This is a genomic window from Brachyspira sp. SAP_772, assembly GCF_009755885.1.
Classification (GTDB): Bacteria; Spirochaetota; Brachyspiria; order Brachyspirales; family Brachyspiraceae; genus Brachyspira.
In genome coordinates, this window is the sequence record NZ_VYIX01000001.1 from 1,100,086 (window position 1) to 1,122,472 (window position 22,387).

Consider the following 22,387-nt stretch of genomic DNA (forward strand, 5'->3'; position numbering starts at 1 on the left):
AAACTGAAGGGAAATATTAACTTATTTCCCTTTATTTTTTTAATTATATTGGAGGATATAATTATAAATAATTTATTTGGAATATACGAAAAAGCTTTAGAAAAAAATATTTCATGGCATCAAAGATTATTAGATGCTAAAGAATTAGGTTTTGATTTTGTTGAAATATCTATAGATGAAACCGATGAAAGACTTTCAAGATTAGATTGGAGCAAAAAAGAAAGAGAAGAGTTAGTTAAATCTATATTTGAAACAGGAATAAAAATACCTACAATGTGTTTTAGCGGACACAGAAGATTTCCTATGGGAAGCAAGAATCCTGATACTAGAAAAAAAGCTATGGAGCTTATGGAGAAGGCTATTATATTTGCAAGCGATATAGGGATAAGAATCATACAGTTAGCTGGATATGACGTTTATTATGAAAAGGGCGATGAAGAAACTAAACAATTATTTATAGAAGGATTAAAAAAATCATTAGAAATGGCTGCTAAATATCAGGTAATGCTTGCTATAGAGATTATGGATACTCCTTTTTTAAACTCTATAACTAAGTTTTTAGAGTATGATAAGATTTGCAATAGTCCTTGGCTTACAGTTTATCCTGATTTAGGTAATCTTACAGCTTGGGGAAATGATGTTGAAGATGAAATAAGAAAAGGAATTCATAAAATTACTGCTATACATATTAAAGATACTTTAGCTCCTAAAGAGGGTTTTGAAGGAAAGTTTAAAGAAGTACCTTTTGGTGAAGGATGTGTAGACTTTGTAAAATGTTTTAAATTATTAAAAGAACTTAATTATAACGGAACTTTTATGATAGAGATGTGGTCTGAAAAGGTTGATAATCCTAAAGAACATGTTATAAAAGAAAAAAAATGGGTACTAGAAAAAATGAAAGAAGGAGGATTTTGTTAAATATGCTTGAAGAATTAAAAAAAATAGTATTTGAAGAAAATCTCGAACTCGTAAAAAGAGAACTTGTAATATACACTTGGGGAAATGTAAGCGGATTAGACAGAGAATCTAAAACATTTGCTATTAAACCAAGCGGAGTTGATTATGATGTAATGAAAGCAGAAGATATGGTTGTTCTAGACTTAGAAGGCAATAAATTAGAAGGAAAATATAAACCATCATCTGATACTGCTACACATATAGAATTATACAAGGCTTTTCCTGAAATTGGAGGTATAGTTCATACTCATTCAAGCTATGCAACAAGCTGGGCACAAGCTAGGAGAGATATACCTGCTTTTGGTACAACTCATGCAGATTATTTTTATGGCGATATACCTTGTGCAAGACCTTTAACAAAAGATGAGATTGAAGGAGAATACGAAAAAAACACAGGGCTTGTTATTATAGAAACACTTAAAAAAAGAAATATTAATCCTATGGATATACCGGGAATTATAATAGCTTCTCATGGTCCTTTTGCTTGGGGTAAAGATGCTAAAGAGGCTGTTCATAATGCTGTTGTAATGGAAGAGCTTGCTAAAATGGCTTATAGAACTATACAAATAAATCCAGAAATAAAATCTGTAGAACAATATTTACTTAATAAGCATTATTTTAGAAAACATGGTGCTAATGCTTATTACGGACAAAATTAACAATATTAAATTTTTAAGGAGAAAATTATGGCTATACCTTTATTGCAAATTGCATTAGATAATACTACTTTAAGCGGAGCTTTAAAATCTGCTAAGGCTGTTGGAAATGAAGTTGATGTTATAGAGGCTGGTACTATACTTTGTTTAGCTGAGGGAATGGAAGCTGTTAGATGTTTAAGAGCTTTATATCCAGACAAAATAATATTAGCTGACACTAAATGTGCTGATGCAGGCGGTACAGTTGCTAAAATGTGTGCTGATGCTGGTGCTGATTGGATGACTGTTATATGTTCTGCTACAATACCTACTATGAAAGCTGCTTTAAAAGAAGTAAAAGAGCTTCAAGTTGAACTTTATGGTGATTGGACTTTTGAACATGCTAAGGCTTGGAAAGAGGCTGGTATTACTCAGGCTGTATATCACCAAAGCAGAGATGCACTTCTTGCTGGTCAAACTTGGTCTGATAGCGATTTAGAAAAAATTAAAAAATTAACTGAAATGGGATTTAAAGTTTCTGTTACAGGCGGACTTGAAATAGACACATTAAAACTTTTTAAAGATATTAATGTATTTACTTTCATTACAGGAAGAAGCATAAGAGATGCTGAAGACCCTGCTAAAGAAGCTAGAAAGTTTAAAGAAGAAATACTTAAATATTGGAGATAATTTTTGAATAATATTCAGCTTATAGCTACCGATTTGGATGGTACTTTATTAAATGCTAATCATCAAATAAGTGAATATAATAAAAATATTATAAAGAAAGCTTCTAAAAATGGCATAAATATAATATTGTCAACAGGAAGACCTACTGCGGCAGCTACCAAATTTTTATATGATCTTGATATTGATAGTGAGCTTATATCATTTAATGGAGCTATGATAACTGATAAAAATTCAAACATCATATATCAGCAAAACCTTGATGCTAATATAGGAAAAGAACTTATAGAGATAGCAAAAAAATACAATATATTTCATCAAGGTTTCTTGGCTGATAGATGGAATATGGGTTTTTTTGATGAAAAATGGGTTGACTTTTATGTATCAATAGCGAAAATAGATAATTATACTATTGGTTTTGATAACATAAGTGATTTTTCTTTTAGTAAATTTATGTTTATAGGAGAAAATAGTTTATTAAAAGAGATAGCTAAAGAAATTGATAAAATTTTTGGAGATAGTATATATTATACTTTTTCAAGACCTGTTTATTTGGAAGTACATAGTCCTAATGCTTCTAAGGCTAAGGCATTAAAATATTTAGCTGATAAATATAATATTCATTCTGATAACATAATGGCTTTTGGTGATAATAACAATGATTTAGATATGCTTGAATTTGCGGGTGTATCTGTGGCAGTAGAAAATGCTGAAGATAATGTAAAAACTAAATGCAAATATATTACAAAAAGCAATTTAGAAGACGGAGTTGGGTATTTTATAAATCAATACTTAAACATAAAATAACAATTATAGGTTTGACTTTTTTCTATCTATATAATATTATATGTCGGATGTATAACAACGTAGAAAATTTTATAAAAAAATTAGAAAATAATGATGAGTATACTTTTACTCTAGAAATATCACCTCAGGCAAAATATGATTTAAGCTATATAGAAGAGAAAATAAATAATTCTCAAATACAAAATTATGTAGATGCCTTTGTGGTAACAGATTCTCCTTTTGCAAATATTAAGATATCCCCAATATTAGCAGCAATACAATTGCAGCAGAAGTTAAGCAATGATAAGCCATTTATTGCAACACAAACAATGCGTGACAAAAACTCTATAGCATTGCAAAACGATTTAATTGGGGCAAATTATTTTGATATAAGAATGATACTTGCTGTTACAGGAGATGCTGTAGCTAATGGAAATCAAAAACAAGCTAAAGGCGTATTTGAAGGTAACTCCAATTTATTAATAGATATAATAAAAAACTTAAATAAATCAAAAAGTTTAGGAGAGTTTACTTTTAAAGAACCATTAAAGCCGATATATCCTTTTTGCGTAATAAATAGTTATGCTAAAAATGATGACAGCTTAAAAGTAAGACTTGCCAAAAAGGCTAATTCTGGAGTTAAGGCAATATTTACTCAGCCAATATACGAAGTTGAGAGATTAGAGTTTTTATTAAGCTGCATTGATGAATTACCATTAAAAGAAAAACCTATATTAGTACCGGGATATTTCCCTGTATTAACTTATAAAACTGCATATTTCATATATTATAAATTATCAGGTTCGTATATACCAGAGAAATGGTTAAGCAAACTAAAAAAAGCAAGCGATAAATCAGCGGAAGAAGAGCGAAAAACAGCAATAGAATTATCAACTAAACTTTTTGAAGACATGCTAAAGATACATAAAAAAATGCATATAATGAGCCTAAACAACTATGAGTTTGTTGTAGATTTACTTAAAAATATTTAGAAGAAATTAATATCAGAAATTTATTTTTTTAAGATACTAAATTTTTTAAGCTTATCAAAAAATACTTTTTATATTTACGGGGACTAGCAACTCCTGCGAAGCGTACCTGTATGGTAGACCACCCACTTCTTTTGGTGACCCAAAGAAGCAAAAAGACTGCATTTTTAGTTAAAATATATAGCTATATTTTTAACTAATTAATAATAATATTTTATACAATTAAAATTCTTAACTCTATTAGCAAATAATGATAATTAATCAGAAGGATTACATACTATGCATACTGTATATCCTCTTTTTTTGCTTCTTGAATACTTATAGGATGTTTTCTTAATGTTCTGCTGTTTCCTCTATGATATTTTTTAGCTTTATCCAAAATATAAACTGTATTAGATTGAGCAAATACACTTGAAGTAGTAATAAGAGATACTAAAAGTATTTTTGCAAGTTTTATATTAATCTCCAAACAATAATATAAAAAAATTATAATAAAATAATACTATATGTCAATATTTATAGTGATGATTTTATATAAATAGTAATTGACTTAGTGATAAAAAATATTATAATTCTAGTTAGATTAATAAAATAGGAGTGGAATATGGGATATTTTTTTTGTTACTTAAAAGATAAAGACGGTAATAAAGATATGTCAAAAAATATTCATATATACAAAGCTTATAAAGATCATAATTCTGGTGAGATAGTTATTACTTCCAAAAAAGCTTTGTGTAATAAAAATGGTACTGAAGAATGCAATACTTATATAAGAGGTAACTATTATAGTACTAAAGATGCAGCTAAAAATCATATAGCTAATATGGATACAGAATTATGCTCTAATTGTGCTGGTTCTTTTCATAGTGATGATTGATTGATATCCAAAGAACGTAGTGTATTTTTACTTTTAAAAATTGATTTAAAATATTAATTTTTTAGAACTTTTTATATAAAATTAATTAGCAAAATAATAAGCGTCCTCGCAAAATGAAACTATTGCACAAGTGCTAAGTTCAGGATCCATCATATAACTTTCTGTAAGTATTACATTAAACTCTTCTGGTTTTAATTTATCAAATATTATTTTATTACCATACATATTACTAAGTGCCTTATAACCAAAAGAATATCTGCATCCTACATGTTTTCTTTTGCCGTTATTTTTTAAGTTAAGTAAATTGTCCATATGGCTTTGAAGTATGTCAACATAGTTTTCTATAATATGTATGCCTATTGCGTTATAAAAATAATATTCTTTATAATCATTATTATCATATAAGCTTTTTAAGAATTTATGATACTTCTCTCCAAGACTTACAAGTGTAAAACCAATAGTGTCTTCATCTCTGTCAAAAAAATCTACTATAGAATTGTAAGGCTCCTTCTCCATACGCTCTAAAGGAATTTCTATTTTTTCTTTTTTTAATTCATTTGTATTAAAGTCAACATCATATATATAAAGTTTATCATTCTCTGTAACAGTTTTATAAAATCCATAAATCATTACAGGTTCAAGCAAATTATTTTCTATAATATTTTTTTTCATCTCTTCGTATTTTGGCTCTACTTTTGTTTTAATCATTTCATTATATTTTTCCATATCCTGATTTTTTGCAGAATAACCAAAACCAACTCTAAAAAGCCTAATTTTATTAATCATATCAAAGGCTTCTTGTTCTATTTTCTTATTAAACTCAAAAACTTTTCTTCCATAGAAAGGAGGTTTATTTATATAATGTTCATGATTTTTGTGATTTATTTCCGGCATTTGTAGTTGGTATCCTTTAATTATTATTTTTATTATTTTTCTTTATCTCTATCGGCTATTATCTCTTTTATGGCAACAATATCATCAAAACCATCTTTACAGTAAAAAATCTTTCCGCTATCCCCATAAACTTTTTTGCAAGTGTTTTCAACAAAGTCTTTAGTTAAAGCAGCACCGCCTAAAAGTATAGGTATTTTTAAGCCCTTATCTCTAATATATGCTAAATTATCTTTCATTACTTCAGTAGATTTTACCAAAAGACCAGACATTCCTATGCAGTCAGCATTATGCTCATGATACGCCTCTATAAATTTCTCTATAGGCACTTTTGTACCAAGATTAACAGTTTCAAATCCATTGTTTTTTATTATTATTTCTACTAGATTTTTACCCACATCATGCACATCCCCCGCAACAGTGCCAAGTATTATTTTAGCAGTTTTCTCCTGTTTCTTTTTCTCTAAAAACTCAGAAAGAAAATCAACACTCTTTTTCATTACTTCCGCAGAACCCAAAACAAAAGGAAGCTGTATACTGCCCTCCCCAAACTTAACTCCAATATCCGCCATAGTAGGAAGAAGTATCTCATCAATTATAGCCTGTGCAAACTTTTTCTCTCCTCCAAACTCTTCACTGTTTTCTTTAGCCTCTTTAAGTAAGTTTTGCATGTCTTTCCACTCACCGTCAAGCATAGCATCTCTTATAGCTTCCCTTATAGGCTTTTTTATTTTTTCTTCATCAGTTAATTCTTTCTTTTCTTTTTTGTCAGAAAAATAATTTATATAATTTATAAGAGGCTCTTTAGTTTTGTTTTTATTGTATATTAACTCTCTTGCTAATTCTATTTCTTTCTCACCTATCTTTGAAATAGGAAGAATTTGTGCCACATTAACAATAGCAGCACTAAGCCCATGATTAATAGCCTCATATAAAAATACCGAGTTCATAACCTTTCTTGCCTCTTCTTTAAGACCAAAAGAAATATTTGATACCCCCAAACTTATAGAGCTTTCAGGATACATTTTTGATAATTCTTTTATAGCATTCAAAGTTTCAACACCAGCCAAAAAACTATTTTCATCGCCGCTTGCAAGTGTAAATGTTAAAGGGTCAAATATAATATCATGCGGAAGTATTTTATGTACATTAACTGCCCTATCATACATGCGAGAGCACATTCTCAATTTATCCTCGCAAGTTAATGCCATAGCTTTTTCATCTATAGTAAGAAGCATGATGGAAGCTCCATACCTTTTTGCTAAAGAACATATAGCATCAAATTTCTCTTCGCCCTGCTCCATATTGGCAGAGTTTATTATTGGTTTTCCTCCATATACTTTTAAAGCACTCTCTATAACATCAGGTTTTATAGCATCAATAACCAAAGGCAAAGAAATCTGTTTAACATAAGCAGAAATAATTTTTGTAATATCTTCTATCTCATTACGACCCGCCCAAGCAGCATTAACATCTATAGCATGACTTCCAGATTTTACTTGCTTTATACCCACATCAAGCATACCGTCCATGTCGCCTGCTATCATAAGCTCTCTAAATATTTTACTTCCTGTAGCATTACTTCTCTCGCCTATCATTAAAGGTGCAGGCTCTTGCTTAATACTAACAGAATTAAATAAACTAGCTATATAAGGTCTTTGTTTTTGTAATGCCGGTTTTTTGGGTTTTACTCCTTTAACTTTTTTTGCCAATGCCTCTATATGTTTAGGAGTAGTTCCGCAGCATCCGCCAATAAAGCTAAGTCCGCTTAAATTAAAAAACTCGCTATTAATCTCAGCAAACTCTTCGGGTGTCATACTATAATATGCCTTTCCATCTCTATTTTCTGGAAGACCCGCATTACTGTGTATTGATATTGGCAAAAAAGATATTTCTGAAAGTTTTTTTATGTGCTGCATTGCCATGTCTGGTCCTGTACCGCAGTTCATACCTATAGAAAATATATCCAAATTCGAAAGTATTGTATATGCTGTTTCTATGTCTGTACCCAAAAGCATTGTGCCTTCTTTTTCTATTGTTACAGAAACCATTATTGGAACATCTTTATTTAATTTTTTAGATGTATCATTAACTGCTAATATTGCAGCTTTTAATTGCAAAACATCTTGTGCCGTTTCAAGAAGTATTATATCAACTCCGCCTTCTATTAAACCTCTTGCAGCTTCAATATACCCGCTATACATCTCGTCAAAACCAATCTGTCCCAAACTTGGAAGCTTTACTCCCGGCCCTAAACTTCCTGCAATAAAAATATCTCTATCTAAATCTCCTTTAGAATTAGGATTTTTTAAATACTCCTCTCTTGCTTCATTTGCTATAACTGCAGCACTTTTTGCCAACTCATAAGCCTTGTCAGCAATATCATATTCACTTAAAACCCAAGGTATAGCTCCAAAACTATTAGTCTTTGTTATATTAGCATTCGCATTCAAATAATCTATATGTATCTCTTTCATTATATGAGGAGCTGTTATATTTAATATCTCATTACACCCTTCTATATTATTGCCGTTTATCATCCAATACTCTTTTTTTATTTCTTTCTTTTGAAGTTCTGTACCTGTGGCACCATCTATTATTAAATATTTTTCTTTTATTAGTTCTTTTAATCTATCCTTAACACCATTAAACATATATAAAAAACTCCGATATTTTTATAAGTAGTATTTTAATATAAAAGCATAAATAAGCAAGTATATAAAATATAATAATATTTTCTTATATTATAGTAAAAAAATATGCTTGAAGTTTAATATTATTGATATATAATTGCATAACATGAGTATAGATGATAAAACTAAAAGTGCCTTGATTAGAAAAGGTAATGAACTTTTTAATGAAAGAAAAATAGAAGAAGCGTATAGATGTTATCTTACAGCTTCATATTTTGGCGGTATAGAAAAGATTGCTGACTATTATAACTTTGAAAGTAAAAATTTTATAAAAGCCATGCAATTATATAAATTTATACTCAAAGAAGATTCAAACCTAGGCGGCAATATAAGAGCTAAACAAAAATTAGATACTCTCTCACAATCTGTAGCAAAAGTATTGCAAAAATGGTTAAACGATGATGAAACATTTAATAATTCTAAAACAACTAAATTATCCTTAGATTCAAAAAATACATACCTCCCTAATAATTATAGAAGAAATAGCTTAGAAGACATTCTAAATGCAAAAGAAAAACTTGATAAAGACAAATTGAGTAAAGATCAATTAAATAATGATAAAATAAATAAAAATTATAATGATAACAAAATTATAAAAAAACCTGCATTTGAACAAATCTATAAAAATAAAAACAAATAAAGGTAAAAATTTAGGAGCTAGTTTATGACAAAAAGAGAAGAAGAAAATAACATAAAAAATATAGAAGAGAGATTAGAGCAATTATCATCTAAATTCTCTAAAAATGATAGTTTGGTAATAATATTAGCAGCAGGGCATGGTAAAAGAATACGAAGCTCAACATCAAAAATGCTTCATACTATTTGGGGGGTGCCTAGTATAGAGAGAGTAAGACTTGCTGTAAAAAATGGTATAAATAAAAGTAATATTACTATAGTTGTTGGAATAAAGGCTTTAGAAGTAGCTAATGCTGTTGGAAAGCAGGCTAATACTAATTTTGCTTATCAGGAACAGCAATTAGGTACAGGACATGCTGTAAAAGTTGGACTAGAAAAGAGTGATTTAAAAAATATAAAATACTGTTATGTTATATATGCTGATATGGGACTAATAGACTCTAATACTATGAAAGAGTTTCATGATGAGTTTATGAAGTCAAAAACTGATATGATATTAATGACTGCCATGTATGATGGTCCTAAGGGCGGCAACTATTATGGAAGGGTATTAAGAACTAGAGGATTAACCAAAGACGGTAAACAAAGTCAATATAGAGAAGGAACTAAGGGGCAGGTAATGGGAGTTATAGAATATAAAGATATACTTGCTCTTAATGATGAGGAGGATTTACTAAAATCTTATAAAGATGAAAAATTTGTATATGGTAAAGATGAACTATTAGATAATATGCATGAATATGTTGCTGGGATATATGGCTTTAAAATTGAACCTCTTTTAAATTTAATAAAAGAATTAAAAGCAAATAATGCTCAAAATGAACTTTATTTAACAGATTTAATAGAGATGTTTGTTAATAATAATTTATCAATATCAACATATATGCCAAAAGATAATAGAGTTGTTTTGGGATTCAATGATAAAACAGTACTTAAAGAGATGGAATCTATTGCTAGAAATAATGTTTACAATAAACTAAAAAACATTATCACAATATATGACGGAGAAGATTTCTTTATTGACGACAGTGTAGTTGAACAGATATTAGAAATTGATAAAGATGAAAAGCCTCTTGATATATATATAGGAAAAGGTGCTTATGTAGGTAAGGGTGTAAAAATTAATTATGGCGTTTATATAGACCATGGTGCAAGACTTGAAGGAAATATTGAACTTGGAGAGCGCACATATATAGGTGATAATGCATTAGTATCTTGTTTGGATAATCAAAAGATGATACTCTCTAACAACGTACAAATATATGCTGGAAACCAAATAAGAGGAAATGTATATATTGGTGAAAACACTATATTAGAGAGAGGTGTTAATGTTACAGGAAGCGATAAACATCCTCTTAGCATAGGTAAAAATGTGCTTATTAAAGGTGTAAGTTATATATATGGCTCTATTGTAGATGATAATGCTTATATAGAACATTGTATATTTTACTACTCTCATATAAAAGCTATTCTTGATGAAAATGGAAAAGTGATTAAATGCAGATTTATAAGACCTAAAGAAGAGGGAATAGAATCTGTTATAAAATTAAAAGATGAGAATACTAAAAAAACTAAAAAGAAATAAAATCTTTTTAATATTAATAGCTATTATTGTTTTCTGCTCTAATATAAATGCTCAATATGAAAAAGATATTAATAAAGATGCTCCGCCATTATCAAAACATTATTACAGAATAAGCAGTTTTGAATCTATTTCAACTTGGTCGGTAGCATCTTTAAATAGCGAACCCTATATTAGCGAATTATTAATAGACCCAAATGATAACTTACATATAGCTTACTTTGATGATAAAATAAATGCCCCTGTTTATGTATTTGGCAAAAATGGAAATTTTAAAAGAGAAATATTAGATCAAAATAGAGGATTAGGAAGTTTAATTAGCATAGCAAGCAATGCAGATAATATGCATATATCATATTTAAAAAATAATAAGATATGGTATGCAAATGATAATTCAGGTACATTTAATAATTATGCTATGGATTTAAGAAATAATGGGAGAATTATAGATTTAAAATTAGTAGTATCTATATTTAATTCTCCTATATTATTTTTTATAGACAGTAAAGGCGTGTTATCTGTATCGAGGTTTTATAGGGATAATTTCTTTTCAGATTTAGTATATACAAATAAAATAGTAGAAGAAGTATATCCAGTAGCAGAAAATGACGGATATGCTGTATATATGAAAGAATATTCTACAGGAAATATATTTTATGCCTCAAGAAAAACTAATACTGCTTTTAGATTTTTTGACAATAGCCCAATATTAAATAATGTAAATCAGTATACTGTAGAGCATGAGGCACATAATAGATTTAATATTATATACAATACTAAAGACAATATAAAAGAAATAAAATATAAAAAGTTCTATGATGGAGTTTTTATAGATGGTATAATAGCAACAGAAGACCAAAATATTATATCATTTGCTTCTACGCTGGATTATGCATCGCAGCCTGTGGTTTTATATACAAAAGAAGATGGAAACAAGTACATATATATAGACGGTCAGATTATAGATTTATCAATTCTTGGGAAGAGTGTTGGGGAAGTGAGAATTAGTGCGGCAAGATATCCTGTGTTTTATATAGCATATTATAATACTCTATTTAAGGAACTTAGAATAAGTAAGCTTAATATAAGTGATATTGAAAAATAAAAATAAACCGATAATTAATTTAACATTTAAAGTGTTTATAAAGTTATATAAATAGGAATTTTTATGGCTGAAGAATTAAAAATATCATACTTTGAAAAAAATCCAAGAACTTGCCCTGTATGCAATAAAGAGTTCTATCATGAGATGCTTCTTACTGGCGGGGGAAGGTTAATTGCTGGTAATTTAAGAGATGATTTAAGAAGAACTTATGAAAAGAGCAAAAAATATGGAGCAGTGTACCCTCTTATATATGTTGTAGCAGTTTGTCCGCATTGTTTGTATGCTGCTTTTCAAGATGAGTTTAGTATGATTGACAATAAAAAAATTAATGAAGCACTTGATAGTTTTGAGCAGAGATCAAGATATATGCATGAGTTTTTTGGTCCTACTATAGATTTTAAGAAGAATAGGAATTTAATTTCTGGAGCTGCTAGCTATTTTTTAGCATTAGATGGATACCGTTATCATACAAAAGATTCTGCTCCTACTCTCAAAAAGGCTTTATGTTCTTTAAGATTAAGCTGGACTTTAGAAGACTTAGCTAATGTTTATCCTAATGAGAATTATGATAAATTAATACCATTCTTTCAATATAAAGCTAGTGAATTTTATACTGAAGCTATAGAATATATGCAAAATGGTAAAGAGAGTTTTGATAAATTAAAAAGCTTTGGACCTGACATAGATAATAATTTTGGCTATGAAGGAATGCTTTATATGGGTGCTTTACTTGGTATGGATGCTTCTAAATTTATTCCAGATCCTAATATTAAAGCTAGAACATTGGTGCAGGCTAAAAGAAAAATAAGTAAAATATTTGGTTCTGGTAAAAGCAGTAAATCAAAACCTTCTGCATTGCTTGAAAAATTAAAAGAATTGCATACTCGTATAAGTGAAGAATTAGCTTATTTGAATGAAAATTATGGAATAAATGTGGATTAATATAACTAAATGAAAAAACTTAACTCATACTTATTAAAAGAATTTCTATCTATGTTTCTGGGTTCATTAATATTGTTTGTTATATTGGTAACTATAGCAGACTTAAGCAGTAAATTGTCTTACTACACGGAACACCCAGAAAATATGAAATATTTTATTACATATCACCTAGCAAGAACTCCGCATAATGTATATTATTTATTTCCAATAGCTTTAATGTTTTCTTCAACTTATGTTCTTGGTACTTTTGTAAAAAATAAAGAGATGTTAGCTGTACAAAATTCTGGCATAAGTTTATTTAAATTTTCTTCACCAATATTTATTATAGTAATAGTATTATGTTTAGGTCTTATTGGATTTTGGCAATTTGTAGCTGCTCCTATGAATAAAATATCTTTTGAAGCCAATGATTTAGGGCGAGGCAATAAAAAAGGTGAATATACTGGCTCATTAAATATATTTGGAGCTAATAATTATATATATTTTATAGAAAACTTTAATTTTAATGACAATTATCTTACAAATACTGTTATTGTAAAATTAAAAGAAGATGGTGCTATAACTATGAGAATATCCTCACCTAGTGTAAGATGGAATGATAATGAAAGAAAATGGTATGCTGAAACTGGTATATTGGCAGAGTTTACTGATGACAAAAATATATCTGTAAAAGAAATAAATAATTATCCGCTTGATGTACTTGAAAGACCTGAACATTTTATGAATAGGCCTGCTTTAGACTCTATGAGTTTAACAGAAGAATTGCATTGGATTAAATTAAGAAAAGAAGTAAATTTAAATACTAATACTCTTGAAACAGATTTTCATTATAGAATATCATATTGTTTCTCTGGATTTATTATTGTTTTACTTGCTTCATTATTTTCAAAATTTTCAACTCAAAGTGTATTGGTAGTAAGTTTAGTAATGGTTATAATGGTTGCATTATTATATTATTCTATACTTATGATGTTCCGTTCTATGGGGGATGGAGGAAATATGAATCCATTTATAGCTGCTTGGATGCCAAATATTATTTTTGCTGTGCTTTGTTTATTAGCATTTAAGAAATTCTATTAATTTGTTCTTATAGTTTTTTCTCTAAAATTAAAGCGCTATATTTATTATAGTATTTTTTTCTAATGCCTATACACTCAAAACCATTTTTTGTATAAAACTCTTTTGCATTGATGTTGTTTTCATGCAAATCTAATTTTATACTTTCTACATTATTTTTTTTAGCATCATCAAATAAATATGATAATAATTTATTACCATAGCCTTTATTATTTGGATATGTTGCTATAAATAAAATATCAATATCAGGAGAAAACAAAAAATATATGATAAACCCTACTATTTTTTCATTATCTTTTATTATAATTACTTTATGATTTTTATCTTCTATGTATTCTTTTATATAATTTTTAGATAAAGTAATATATTCGCTTTTTGATGATATTAAAAAAATAGATTCTACTATATTATCATCAATATTATTTATAAGCTCTATCATATTAAAATGTTTATTATAATTTAGAGCTTATCTCATCGAATAATTCTTTCTTTTTTGCTTTTACATATTCAACTATCTCATCAACTTTAACTTCAACACTCTCTGAATCTCTTCTTAACTTAAACTCAACAACACCACGCTCAAGAGATTTTTTTCCTACTATTATCCTCATAGGAATACCAATCAAATCACAATCATTAAGTTTAACCCCAAGTCTTGCTTTTCTATCATCAAACATAGTTTCAACACCAATAGAACTTAAAGCATTATATATCTCTTCTGCTTTTTTGAATGAGTCTTCAGTTTCTTTATCTATTGCCACAACTATAGCCTCATAGGGAGCAACACTTATAGGAAATATTATACCCTTATCATCATAATTCTGCTCTATTACAGAAGCTAAAGCCCTATTAACCCCAATGCCATAACAGCCCATTATAGGAGTAATTGCTTTATTGTTTTCATCTAATACAGTGAAATTAAATGCCTGAGTATATTTATCACCAAGCTTAAATATGTGCCCAAGCTCTAAGCCTTTTTTTTGATACAACTTCTCTCCGCATTCTGGGCATCTATCACCCTCTTTAGCAACTCTAAAATCTCCCCACACATCCACATTAAAATCTCTATTTATATTAACATTTTTTATATGCGTGTCGTCTTTGTTTCCACCAACTATTGCATCGGCTACTGATTTAATAGACTTATCTGCAAATATTCTTATCTTTTTCTTTAATCCAACAGGAGAAGCAAAACCAACTCTAGCACCAGTAACCTCTTTTATAATCTCTTCGGAAGCTAACTCAATATCAAGCCCACCTAAAGCATTTGAAAGCTTTGTTTCGTTTATTTCTAAATCGCCTCTAATGGCAACTAATATCACTTCATCTTCTTCTGTTTTGTATATTATGCTTTTAATAAAATTATTTGAAGTTGTATTAAAGAATTTCTCTAAATCATTAATAGTTCTTATATCTGGAGTATATACTTCCTCTAATGCTTTATCAGTATAAGACTTAGCCTCTTCATCTTCCATTACATTAGCCTTTTCAACATTAGCCCTATAATTACATTTTGAGCAGAAAATAATTGTCTCTTCTCCTACTTCACTTAGCACCATAAACTCTTCGCTTCCTTCTCCGCCCATTGCTCCGCTATCTGCCTTTACGCTTACTGTATCAAGCCCCATTCTCTTAAATATTTTTGTATAAGCACCACTCATATCATTATAAGTTTCATCAAGACACTCTTTAGTAATATGAAATGAATAAGCATCTTTCATTGTAAACTCTTTAGAACGAATCACCCCAAATCTTGGGCGAATCTCATCTCTAAACTTTGTATGTATTTGATATAATGTAACAGGCAAATCTTTATAAGACTGTATCTCATTTTGAGCTGTAATAGTGAAAGCTTCTTCATGAGTAGGCCCCATTGCCATATCAACATCATTTCTATCTTTTAATCTAAATAATTCTTTTTTAAATCTCTCCCATCTTCCAGAAGGAGTTAATAATTCTTTTGAAACAAGTATAGGCATTATGCATTCATTAGAACCTATTGCATCCATCTCTTCGCGTATTATGTTGGATATTTTATTTAACACCCTTACACCTAAAGGCAAATAAGAATAAAGACCATTAGATATTTTTCTTGCAAGTGCCGCTCTTATCATTAATTTATTAGAAGCTATTATAGCATCACTTGGAGCTTCTTTTAGTGTTGGCATAAATAATTTCGATAAACGCATAATATGTTTTCCTTAAAAAAATTGTATTAATGATATATTGAAAAATTTCTTTTTTATTATTCGCGGGGACTAGCCCCCGCACCCCCAGTTCTTTTTCCAGCCGCAAAAAGAACCAAAAAGTGCAAATATCTTAGCTTTAAATAAATATAGGTATACATATAAAATAATACCCTATTTTTTAGTAAAAAATTACGCTTTCAGTATATACTAAAAATATAAATTATCAACCGTTATTAAAAGACTCTAAAATTATTTTTAATATTTTTTCTCTCAATATATCTATATTTATATTGTTTTTGGCACTGATAAAAATTGCATCATCATACATAGTAAGTATTTTGTTTTTTTGATTTTCTTCTAAACTGTCAACTTTATTAAATACCATTATACGTTTTATATTTGAAGCTTCTATCTCTTTTATTGTAGCTTCAACATTAATAAGTTTCTCTTCAATATATTCATCTGTAGAATCAACCAAATGCAAAAGCAAATCAGCCTCTACCACTTCAGATAATGTAGACTTAAAAGAAGCTATTAAAGTATGAGGAAGCCTATCTATAAAACCAACGGTATCGCTAATAATAGCCTCAAGAGGGGCATCATCAGATAAATAAAGTTTTCTTGTATGAGTGTCTAATGTAGCAAAAAGTTTATCTTCTACATATGTGTCTTCTTTACATAAAAGATTAAATAAAGTACTTTTTCCAGCATTGGTATAACCTACAATAGCTATTCTAAAAGCAGAGCCTCTTCCCTTTCTTCCTGTGCTTGCAGATTTTTCCACTTTGCTTAATTGAGTTTTAAGTTTATGTATTCTCTCTCTTGCCCTTCTTCTATCGTACTCAAGTTGTTTTTCTCCTGCTCCGCCTCTTAAACCTATTACACCTCTTACTTGGCTTAAATTGCTTCTCTTACCCTTTAATCTTGGATATTCAAACTCCAAAAATGCTAATTCTACTTGCATTCTAGCTGTGAGTGTTTTGGCACGCATTGCAAATATCTCTAATATAATCTCTGTTCTAGTTAATGCTTTTATATTAGAGCCCTCTTCTATAGCATTCACCTGAGAACCGCTAAGCTCATTGTCAAAAACAAAATATTCTACATTGTCAGCTATAGCACTCTCTTTTAAAGATTCAAGCTTACCTGTACCTATGTAAGTACCTGCTACTATTTTCTGCTGTATAAAAGAAAATCTATCAGCTACCTCATAGCCTGCAGTATCACATAGCATTGATAACTCTGTTAAAATATTGTCTATATTAATTTTTTTATTTCTATATTCTCTGGAATCTGCTACAAATATTATATACGCTCTTTTCATAAATACCTTTATTATTTAATCACTAATGAATTATATAGCTCTATAGTTTTATCAGATAAATACTGTTTTTTTGAAAGCACAAAATATATTGACTCTAATACCACTTTTAAAAATGCTTCATCAAAATTAATAAAAATCTCTTCTCTTAATCTGTCAGCAGTCTCTAATTTACGACTAGGCTCAAGATAATCAGATGCATATATAATCTTCTCAAGCATACTCATATTAGCATGCCCCACAGTATGGCTTTCTATGGCAGATATTATATCATCATCTTTTATATGAAACTCTTCTATTGTTATTATGGCACTTACCCTAGCATGAAGTAAAGCAGAAGTGATATGTTTTGGGTATTCTATTTTATCATACTCTAATATGATTTTTCGCATCTCTTCTTCTTTGTATCTCTTACCCAAATCATGACACAATGCTGCAATAGATGCTTTGCTAACATCAATATTATAATGCTTTGCAAGCTCTACAGATAAATCTCTAGTTGAAAGTATATGCTCTTCTCTAAATGGAAGATATTTTTTTATATAATCTAATATAGGCTTTTCATCAAAATTATTCATAATGCAAATATTATGATATATTTTTAAATAATGTCAATTATCTGTATATAGATTTATGATTAAATACAGGTTTATAGCGTTTTTCTTTATCTAAAAAAGACTCTTTATATTGGTCATAAAGAACAACACTTCCATCTTCATTAACATGTCCTACAGGGTCATACATATAAAAAGGCATAAAATCTTTTCCTGTAGCCATATTAGTGTCTGCTGCTCCCCATTCTAAAGGCAAATCAACACCAAAAGTAGACTTCTCTCTTATAGGCATACCATATATATAAACGTATTTTGAATAAGTATCAATTGCTACAAGTGAATTGTCTAATGAAATTAATCCAGCACCTTTTCCGCTAAATCTGTAAAAATAAAAACGCTTAAGCATCTTAGAATATTTGCCATTTAGCTCTTTTGTATAAAGCGGATTGTATCCTCTATATTGATAATACTTCATATTATATATAGCAAATATTCCAGCTTTACTATTAGCACCTTTATAAGAATATTCTTTTTTGCTTGAATCTAAACTCTCCCACTCTTTATCATCATATTTATCTATAAACTTAAAAGAAGGAACATTATCAGAATTAAAAGTGGCAACTAAAAGCCAATCATTAAATTTAGAAGAACTAAAAGAACCCTCTCTCTCAATATCCCTAAATCCAAATAATGCTGTTGAATATGTTAATAATATTATATAAAACAATAGTCTTTTCATAATAATTCCAAAATAAACACTTTTAAATATTTGTAGATATTATAAAGAAAAAAAGACAAAAAGTAAATAATGTCTTTTTGAAAAAAGCCCTTAAATATTCATAAAAAGAGAAATAAATATAAAATTATCAACTATTGTTAAACATTTTATACATTTTTAAGAACATTAAGCATAATATGTCTTAATAAATATGTAAAACTAATTACTGTTAGAATTCTCTTTATTTTCATTATCTAATGAAGTATTATTTATATCTTCATTAGTTTTGTCATTACTTTCTATATTTTTAATTTCTAAACCTTTATCATTATTATCAATATATGAAATAGCTTTATTTGTATTTTCAACATTTTTATTTTTTACTATACGTCCATAAAATAAAGCAAATAAAATATAATATATAAAAGACATTAAAACAGAACTTGATGCATAGGGAATTAAAGCAATTTTTGTATTGTAAGCTGTGTTAAAAAAGTAATTATAAAAATAAGGTAAAGCTAAATATATAATAAAAATTAAAGGAATAATTAGTAAAAGCCATATTTTCTTTTTGGCAACTTTATTAGCAAAACCGTAAGAAACTATTATTGTTAATATTAATATAGCAGTTAAATATGAAATAGTCTCTTTATCTAATTTTATATTCATATAATCAATTTCTAAAAAGTTTATTATAATTAAACTAGAAACAGCAATTAAAAACATTCCAAATAAGGCAAAAATTAGAGAGAAAATTATTTTTAATAAGAACAATCTATTAGAAAAATCTTTATCTTTATGCGGTAATAATTCAAAAGCCCATAATAAAATAGAGAAAGTTAATGTTTGAAGCAAAAGCTCTGGAAGAGATATGAGATGATATTCTATTGGAAGCTGAGTATATATTATGCCTTCCAAAGATGAAGGAGCCGCTGCTGGTGTTGCTATAATGCCAATAAATACTAATATTATCCACAATTTCAAAAAACCCAATTTAGTAGCTATAGTATTTCTTATTGGATATAAAGCAATAGCAATAAATATAGACCTTATAGGCTGTAAAAAAGGTCCTAATAATATTAAAGGCGAATCAAAATTACGCAAAAAACTATTAACAACATTATAACTATAAATTGTAGAATAATCAAAAATATTTGAAAATAATAATCCAAAAATAAAATAAGTTAATGTATGTATTAAAGCTACTTTTATATAAAAAATAAAAAAATGTCTGAAAAACAATTTGGTATTAGGCATAATATTTACTTCTCAAGTCTTTCAACTTGATCATTATTATATACTATATTAATTCTTTTAATAGAAGAAGCTTTTCCTGTTTGAGTATCTACTTGTACTATTATACCATTAATCATAGGGTTAGTAGTTTCAACTTCAAATCTATGAGGTATTTTAGTAACAAATCTTGCAATAGCAGCCTCTTTTTTCATGCCAATAACAGAATCATAACTTCCGCACATGCCAATATCAGATATATAAGCAGTGTGAGAAGAGAGTATTTTTTCATCAGCAGTTTGAACATGGGTATGAGTACCAAAAATACAAGTTACCTGCCCTTCAAGATAATAAGAGAAAGCAATTTTTTCGGCAGTTGCTTCAGCATGAAAATCTATAAATATAATATTAGTTTTTTCTTTTAAGTGTTTAATAGCGATATTAGCTTTTTTGAAAGGACAATCCAAAGGTTCTAAAAAAGTTCTGCCCATGAGGTTAAGAACACCTATTTTAAAATCATCACAATCATATATATAATAACCAAGACCGGGAGATTCATTAGGATAATTGTATGGACGAAGAAGCCTATTTTCATTACCAATCAGAGCAAATACATCTCTATTGTTCCAAACATGGTTTCCAGTAGTAAGAACATCTACACCAGAATTAAACAGCTCTGCGGCAGTATCTCTAGTGATACCAACCCCATTAGCTGCATTTTCACCATTAGCTATAACAAAATCTATATTATGTTCTAATTTAATCTCTTCTAAATGCCTTCTTACAGCATATCTTCCCGTAACCCCAATAATATCGCCAAGACATAATATATTTTTTATAGCCATAAAATAAACCTTTATTATTATCTAGCAACCTCAACTGCCCTAGTCTCTCTAATAACAGTAACTCTAATAATACCCGGATATTTAAGCTCATCTTCTATTCTCTTAGCAATATCTCTTGCAATCTGCTTAGCCTTAACATCATCAACCACATCGCTCTTAGTCATAACCCTAAGCTCTCTTCCAGCCTGTATAGCAAAAGATTTTTCAACACCCTCAACACTATCAGCAATCTTTTCCAAATCATCAAGTCTTTTAATATAATTTTCAAAAGATTCCATTCTAGCACCCGGACGAGCAGCACTAATAGCATCAGCCGCCTTCACTATAACAGCCTCAACAGTTTGAGTCTCTACATCATTATGATGAGCCCTTATAGCATTAACAACTTCTTCTCTCTCTCCGCATCTTTTAGCTAAATCAGCCCCGCTCATAGCATGAGAGCCTTCACCCTCAATCTCTATAGCCTTACCAACATCATGCAAAAATGCACTTCTCTTAGCCATCTCAACATTTGCCCCAATTTCAGCAGCAATCATACCAGCAATATTTGCTACTTCCTTACTATGAAGAAGCATATTCTGCCCATAACTAGTTCTATATTGAAGCCTTCCCATATGTCTAATAAGCTCATGATGCATAGTAGTGAGATTTAAATCAGCAATAGCGTTCTCACCAGCAGTCATAATAGAATCTTCTACTTCTCTTCTTGTCTTTTCAACAATCTCTTCTATTCTTGCAGGGTGAATACGTCCGTCTAATATAAGTTTTTCTAATGAAACTTTAGCAATATGCTTTCTTACAGGGTCAAAACAAGATATAACAACAGCCTCAGGAGTATCATCTATAATAATATCAACTCCAGTAAGTGTTTCAAGCATTCTGATATTTCTTCCTTCTCTGCCTATAATTCTTCCTTTCATCTCTTCACTAGGCAAAGAAACAGAAGTAACTGAAGATTCCTGAGTTACATCGCTAGATATTCTCTGTATTGTTTGAACAATTATCTCTCTAGCCTTTTTCTCTCCAGCTTCTATAGCATTCTTTTCTATATTATCTACTATCTTAGAAGCTGCTTTTTTAGCATCTTCTTCTATTTCTATCATTAGAGCATTTTTAGCCTCTTCACGAGTAAAGCCTGCTATTTTCTCAAGCTCTTTTTTTTCTTCTTCAAGAAGGGCCTCTAATTTTTCCTCTTGCTCTTTAATTTTCTTTAATTTATTCTCAATATTATGTTCTTTATTTTCTAAATACTGAGTCTTTTTGTCTAAATTTGCCTCTCGTTGTAGTACTCTATTCTCTAATTTTTGAATTTCTGATCTTCTGTCTTTATTTTCATTTTCTAATCTATTACGCTCTTTTTGTAATTCTAAATTAGCCTCTGAAATTATATTTTTTCTTTCATTTTCAGCTTGCTCTTTAGCATCGCGAAGCATATTTTGTCTTATTATCTCCGCTGAATTAAGATTAATCTTAGCTATTACCCAGCGGGTTATATATCCAAAAACAAACGCAACTACAACAGAGGTGATTATTATAACTACATTCATATCTTCACCTCATTTATTTTTTATACTTTATTCTAATATTCTATCTCTATCGATTATAAAATAACATAATTTCAGTATAAAGTCAATATTATCTTTTACATTAACATATTTATTTTACATAAA

Annotated in this window: 22 protein-coding genes; 11 read left to right on the forward strand and 11 right to left on the reverse strand. The window is 28.9% G+C overall.

Annotation, left to right across the window (positions count from 1 at the left end):
• Positions 1-48 precede the first annotated feature (48 nt).
• The 5 genes from GQX97_RS04755 to GQX97_RS04775 are packed head-to-tail and all read left to right on the forward strand — an operon-like array spanning position 49 to position 4,057.
• Positions 49-918 carry an L-ribulose-5-phosphate 3-epimerase gene (locus tag GQX97_RS04755; RefSeq protein WP_157150793.1) on the forward strand — a complete coding sequence of 290 codons (870 nt, stop codon included), beginning with the start codon at positions 49-51 and terminating at the stop codon, positions 916-918.
• A gap of 2 nt (positions 919-920) precedes the next feature.
• The gene (locus tag GQX97_RS04760) at positions 921-1,616 is read left to right on the forward strand and encodes an L-ribulose-5-phosphate 4-epimerase (RefSeq protein WP_157150794.1); all 696 of its coding nucleotides are present in this window, start codon (positions 921-923) and stop codon (positions 1,614-1,616) included.
• A 27-nt stretch (positions 1,617-1,643) separates the two neighbouring features.
• Positions 1,644-2,282, forward strand: coding sequence for a 3-keto-L-gulonate-6-phosphate decarboxylase UlaD (locus GQX97_RS04765; protein ID WP_069727416.1), 639 nt, complete (start codon positions 1,644-1,646; stop codon positions 2,280-2,282).
• Between the two features lie 3 nt (positions 2,283-2,285).
• Positions 2,286-3,086: a Cof-type HAD-IIB family hydrolase gene (locus GQX97_RS04770; RefSeq protein ID WP_157150795.1), complete on the forward strand. Its 801-nt coding sequence runs from the start codon at positions 2,286-2,288 to the stop codon at positions 3,084-3,086.
• Positions 3,087-3,133: 47 nt separating this feature from the next.
• Positions 3,134-4,057, forward strand: a complete 924-nt coding sequence (locus tag GQX97_RS04775; RefSeq protein ID WP_157150796.1) for a methylenetetrahydrofolate reductase — start codon at positions 3,134-3,136, stop codon at positions 4,055-4,057.
• Positions 4,058-4,331: 274 nt separating this feature from the next.
• On the opposite strand, the gene GQX97_RS04780 is transcribed toward GQX97_RS04775, so the two are convergent.
• Positions 4,332-4,523, reverse strand: a complete 192-nt coding sequence (locus tag GQX97_RS04780; RefSeq protein ID WP_232473261.1) for a hypothetical protein — start codon at positions 4,521-4,523, stop codon at positions 4,332-4,334.
• A gap of 135 nt (positions 4,524-4,658) precedes the next feature.
• Between GQX97_RS04780 and GQX97_RS04785 the strand changes: the two genes are divergently transcribed.
• The gene (locus GQX97_RS04785; protein ID WP_157150797.1) at positions 4,659-4,931 is read left to right on the forward strand and encodes a hypothetical protein; all 273 of its coding nucleotides are present in this window, start codon (positions 4,659-4,661) and stop codon (positions 4,929-4,931) included.
• An 81-nt stretch (positions 4,932-5,012) separates the two neighbouring features.
• On the opposite strand, the gene GQX97_RS04790 is transcribed toward GQX97_RS04785, so the two are convergent.
• Both GQX97_RS04790 and GQX97_RS04795 read right to left on the reverse strand, forming a co-directional pair.
• Entirely contained in the window at positions 5,013-5,825 is an 813-nt protein-coding gene (locus GQX97_RS04790) for a vitamin B12 dependent-methionine synthase activation domain-containing protein (protein WP_157150798.1), read from the reverse strand.
• A gap of 32 nt (positions 5,826-5,857) precedes the next feature.
• Complete coding sequence (locus tag GQX97_RS04795; protein WP_157150799.1) at positions 5,858-8,476, reverse strand: homocysteine S-methyltransferase family protein; 2,619 nt, start codon at positions 8,474-8,476, stop codon at positions 5,858-5,860.
• Positions 8,477-8,621: 145 nt separating this feature from the next.
• On the opposite strand from GQX97_RS04795, the gene GQX97_RS04800 reads away from it, so the two are divergent.
• From GQX97_RS04800 to GQX97_RS04820, 5 genes are all read left to right on the forward strand, one after another.
• Positions 8,622-9,155, forward strand: a complete 534-nt coding sequence (locus GQX97_RS04800; RefSeq protein ID WP_157150800.1) for a hypothetical protein — start codon at positions 8,622-8,624, stop codon at positions 9,153-9,155.
• 24 nt (positions 9,156-9,179) lie between these two features.
• Positions 9,180-10,736 carry an NTP transferase domain-containing protein gene (locus GQX97_RS04805; protein ID WP_157150801.1) on the forward strand — a complete coding sequence of 519 codons (1,557 nt, stop codon included), beginning with the start codon at positions 9,180-9,182 and terminating at the stop codon, positions 10,734-10,736.
• The gene (locus GQX97_RS04810) at positions 10,705-11,838 is read left to right on the forward strand and encodes a hypothetical protein (RefSeq protein WP_232473262.1); all 1,134 of its coding nucleotides are present in this window, start codon (positions 10,705-10,707) and stop codon (positions 11,836-11,838) included. Before GQX97_RS04805 ends, GQX97_RS04810 begins: the two co-directional genes overlap by 32 nt.
• 63 nt (positions 11,839-11,901) lie before the next feature.
• A complete protein-coding gene (locus GQX97_RS04815; protein ID WP_157150802.1) occupies positions 11,902-12,780 on the forward strand; it encodes a DUF2225 domain-containing protein in 879 nt (292 codons plus the stop codon).
• Between the two features lie 9 nt (positions 12,781-12,789).
• Positions 12,790-13,860 carry an LptF/LptG family permease gene (locus GQX97_RS04820; protein ID WP_157150803.1) on the forward strand — a complete coding sequence of 357 codons (1,071 nt, stop codon included), beginning with the start codon at positions 12,790-12,792 and terminating at the stop codon, positions 13,858-13,860.
• 7 nt (positions 13,861-13,867) lie between these two features.
• On the opposite strand, the gene GQX97_RS04825 is transcribed toward GQX97_RS04820, so the two are convergent.
• The 8 genes from GQX97_RS04825 to rny all read right to left on the reverse strand — a co-directional run bounded on the left by GQX97_RS04825 (position 13,868) and on the right by rny (position 22,264).
• Entirely contained in the window at positions 13,868-14,296 is a 429-nt protein-coding gene (locus GQX97_RS04825) for an N-acetyltransferase (RefSeq protein ID WP_157150804.1), read from the reverse strand.
• A 13-nt stretch (positions 14,297-14,309) separates the two neighbouring features.
• The gene (locus tag GQX97_RS04830) at positions 14,310-16,046 is read right to left on the reverse strand and encodes a proline--tRNA ligase (protein WP_157150805.1); all 1,737 of its coding nucleotides are present in this window, start codon (positions 16,044-16,046) and stop codon (positions 14,310-14,312) included.
• Positions 16,047-16,269: 223 nt separating this feature from the next.
• Complete coding sequence (gene hflX, locus GQX97_RS04835; RefSeq protein WP_157150806.1) at positions 16,270-17,370, reverse strand: GTPase HflX; 1,101 nt, start codon at positions 17,368-17,370, stop codon at positions 16,270-16,272.
• A gap of 11 nt (positions 17,371-17,381) precedes the next feature.
• Positions 17,382-17,945: a bis(5'-nucleosyl)-tetraphosphatase (symmetrical) YqeK gene (gene yqeK / locus GQX97_RS04840; RefSeq protein WP_157150807.1), complete on the reverse strand. Its 564-nt coding sequence runs from the start codon at positions 17,943-17,945 to the stop codon at positions 17,382-17,384.
• Positions 17,946-17,982: 37 nt separating this feature from the next.
• Positions 17,983-18,660 (reverse strand): hypothetical protein, encoded by a 678-nt coding sequence (locus GQX97_RS04845; RefSeq protein ID WP_157150808.1) that lies wholly within the window; start codon positions 18,658-18,660, stop codon positions 17,983-17,985.
• Between the two features lie 198 nt (positions 18,661-18,858).
• Positions 18,859-19,896: a hypothetical protein gene (locus tag GQX97_RS04850; protein WP_157150809.1), complete on the reverse strand. Its 1,038-nt coding sequence runs from the start codon at positions 19,894-19,896 to the stop codon at positions 18,859-18,861.
• 5 nt (positions 19,897-19,901) lie between these two features.
• On the reverse strand, positions 19,902-20,717 hold the full coding sequence (locus GQX97_RS04855) for a TIGR00282 family metallophosphoesterase (RefSeq protein WP_157150810.1): 816 nt from the start codon (positions 20,715-20,717) through the stop codon (positions 19,902-19,904).
• A 17-nt stretch (positions 20,718-20,734) separates the two neighbouring features.
• Positions 20,735-22,264: a ribonuclease Y gene (rny, locus tag GQX97_RS04860; RefSeq protein WP_157150811.1), complete on the reverse strand. Its 1,530-nt coding sequence runs from the start codon at positions 22,262-22,264 to the stop codon at positions 20,735-20,737.
• Between the last annotated feature and the right edge of the window lie 123 nt (positions 22,265-22,387).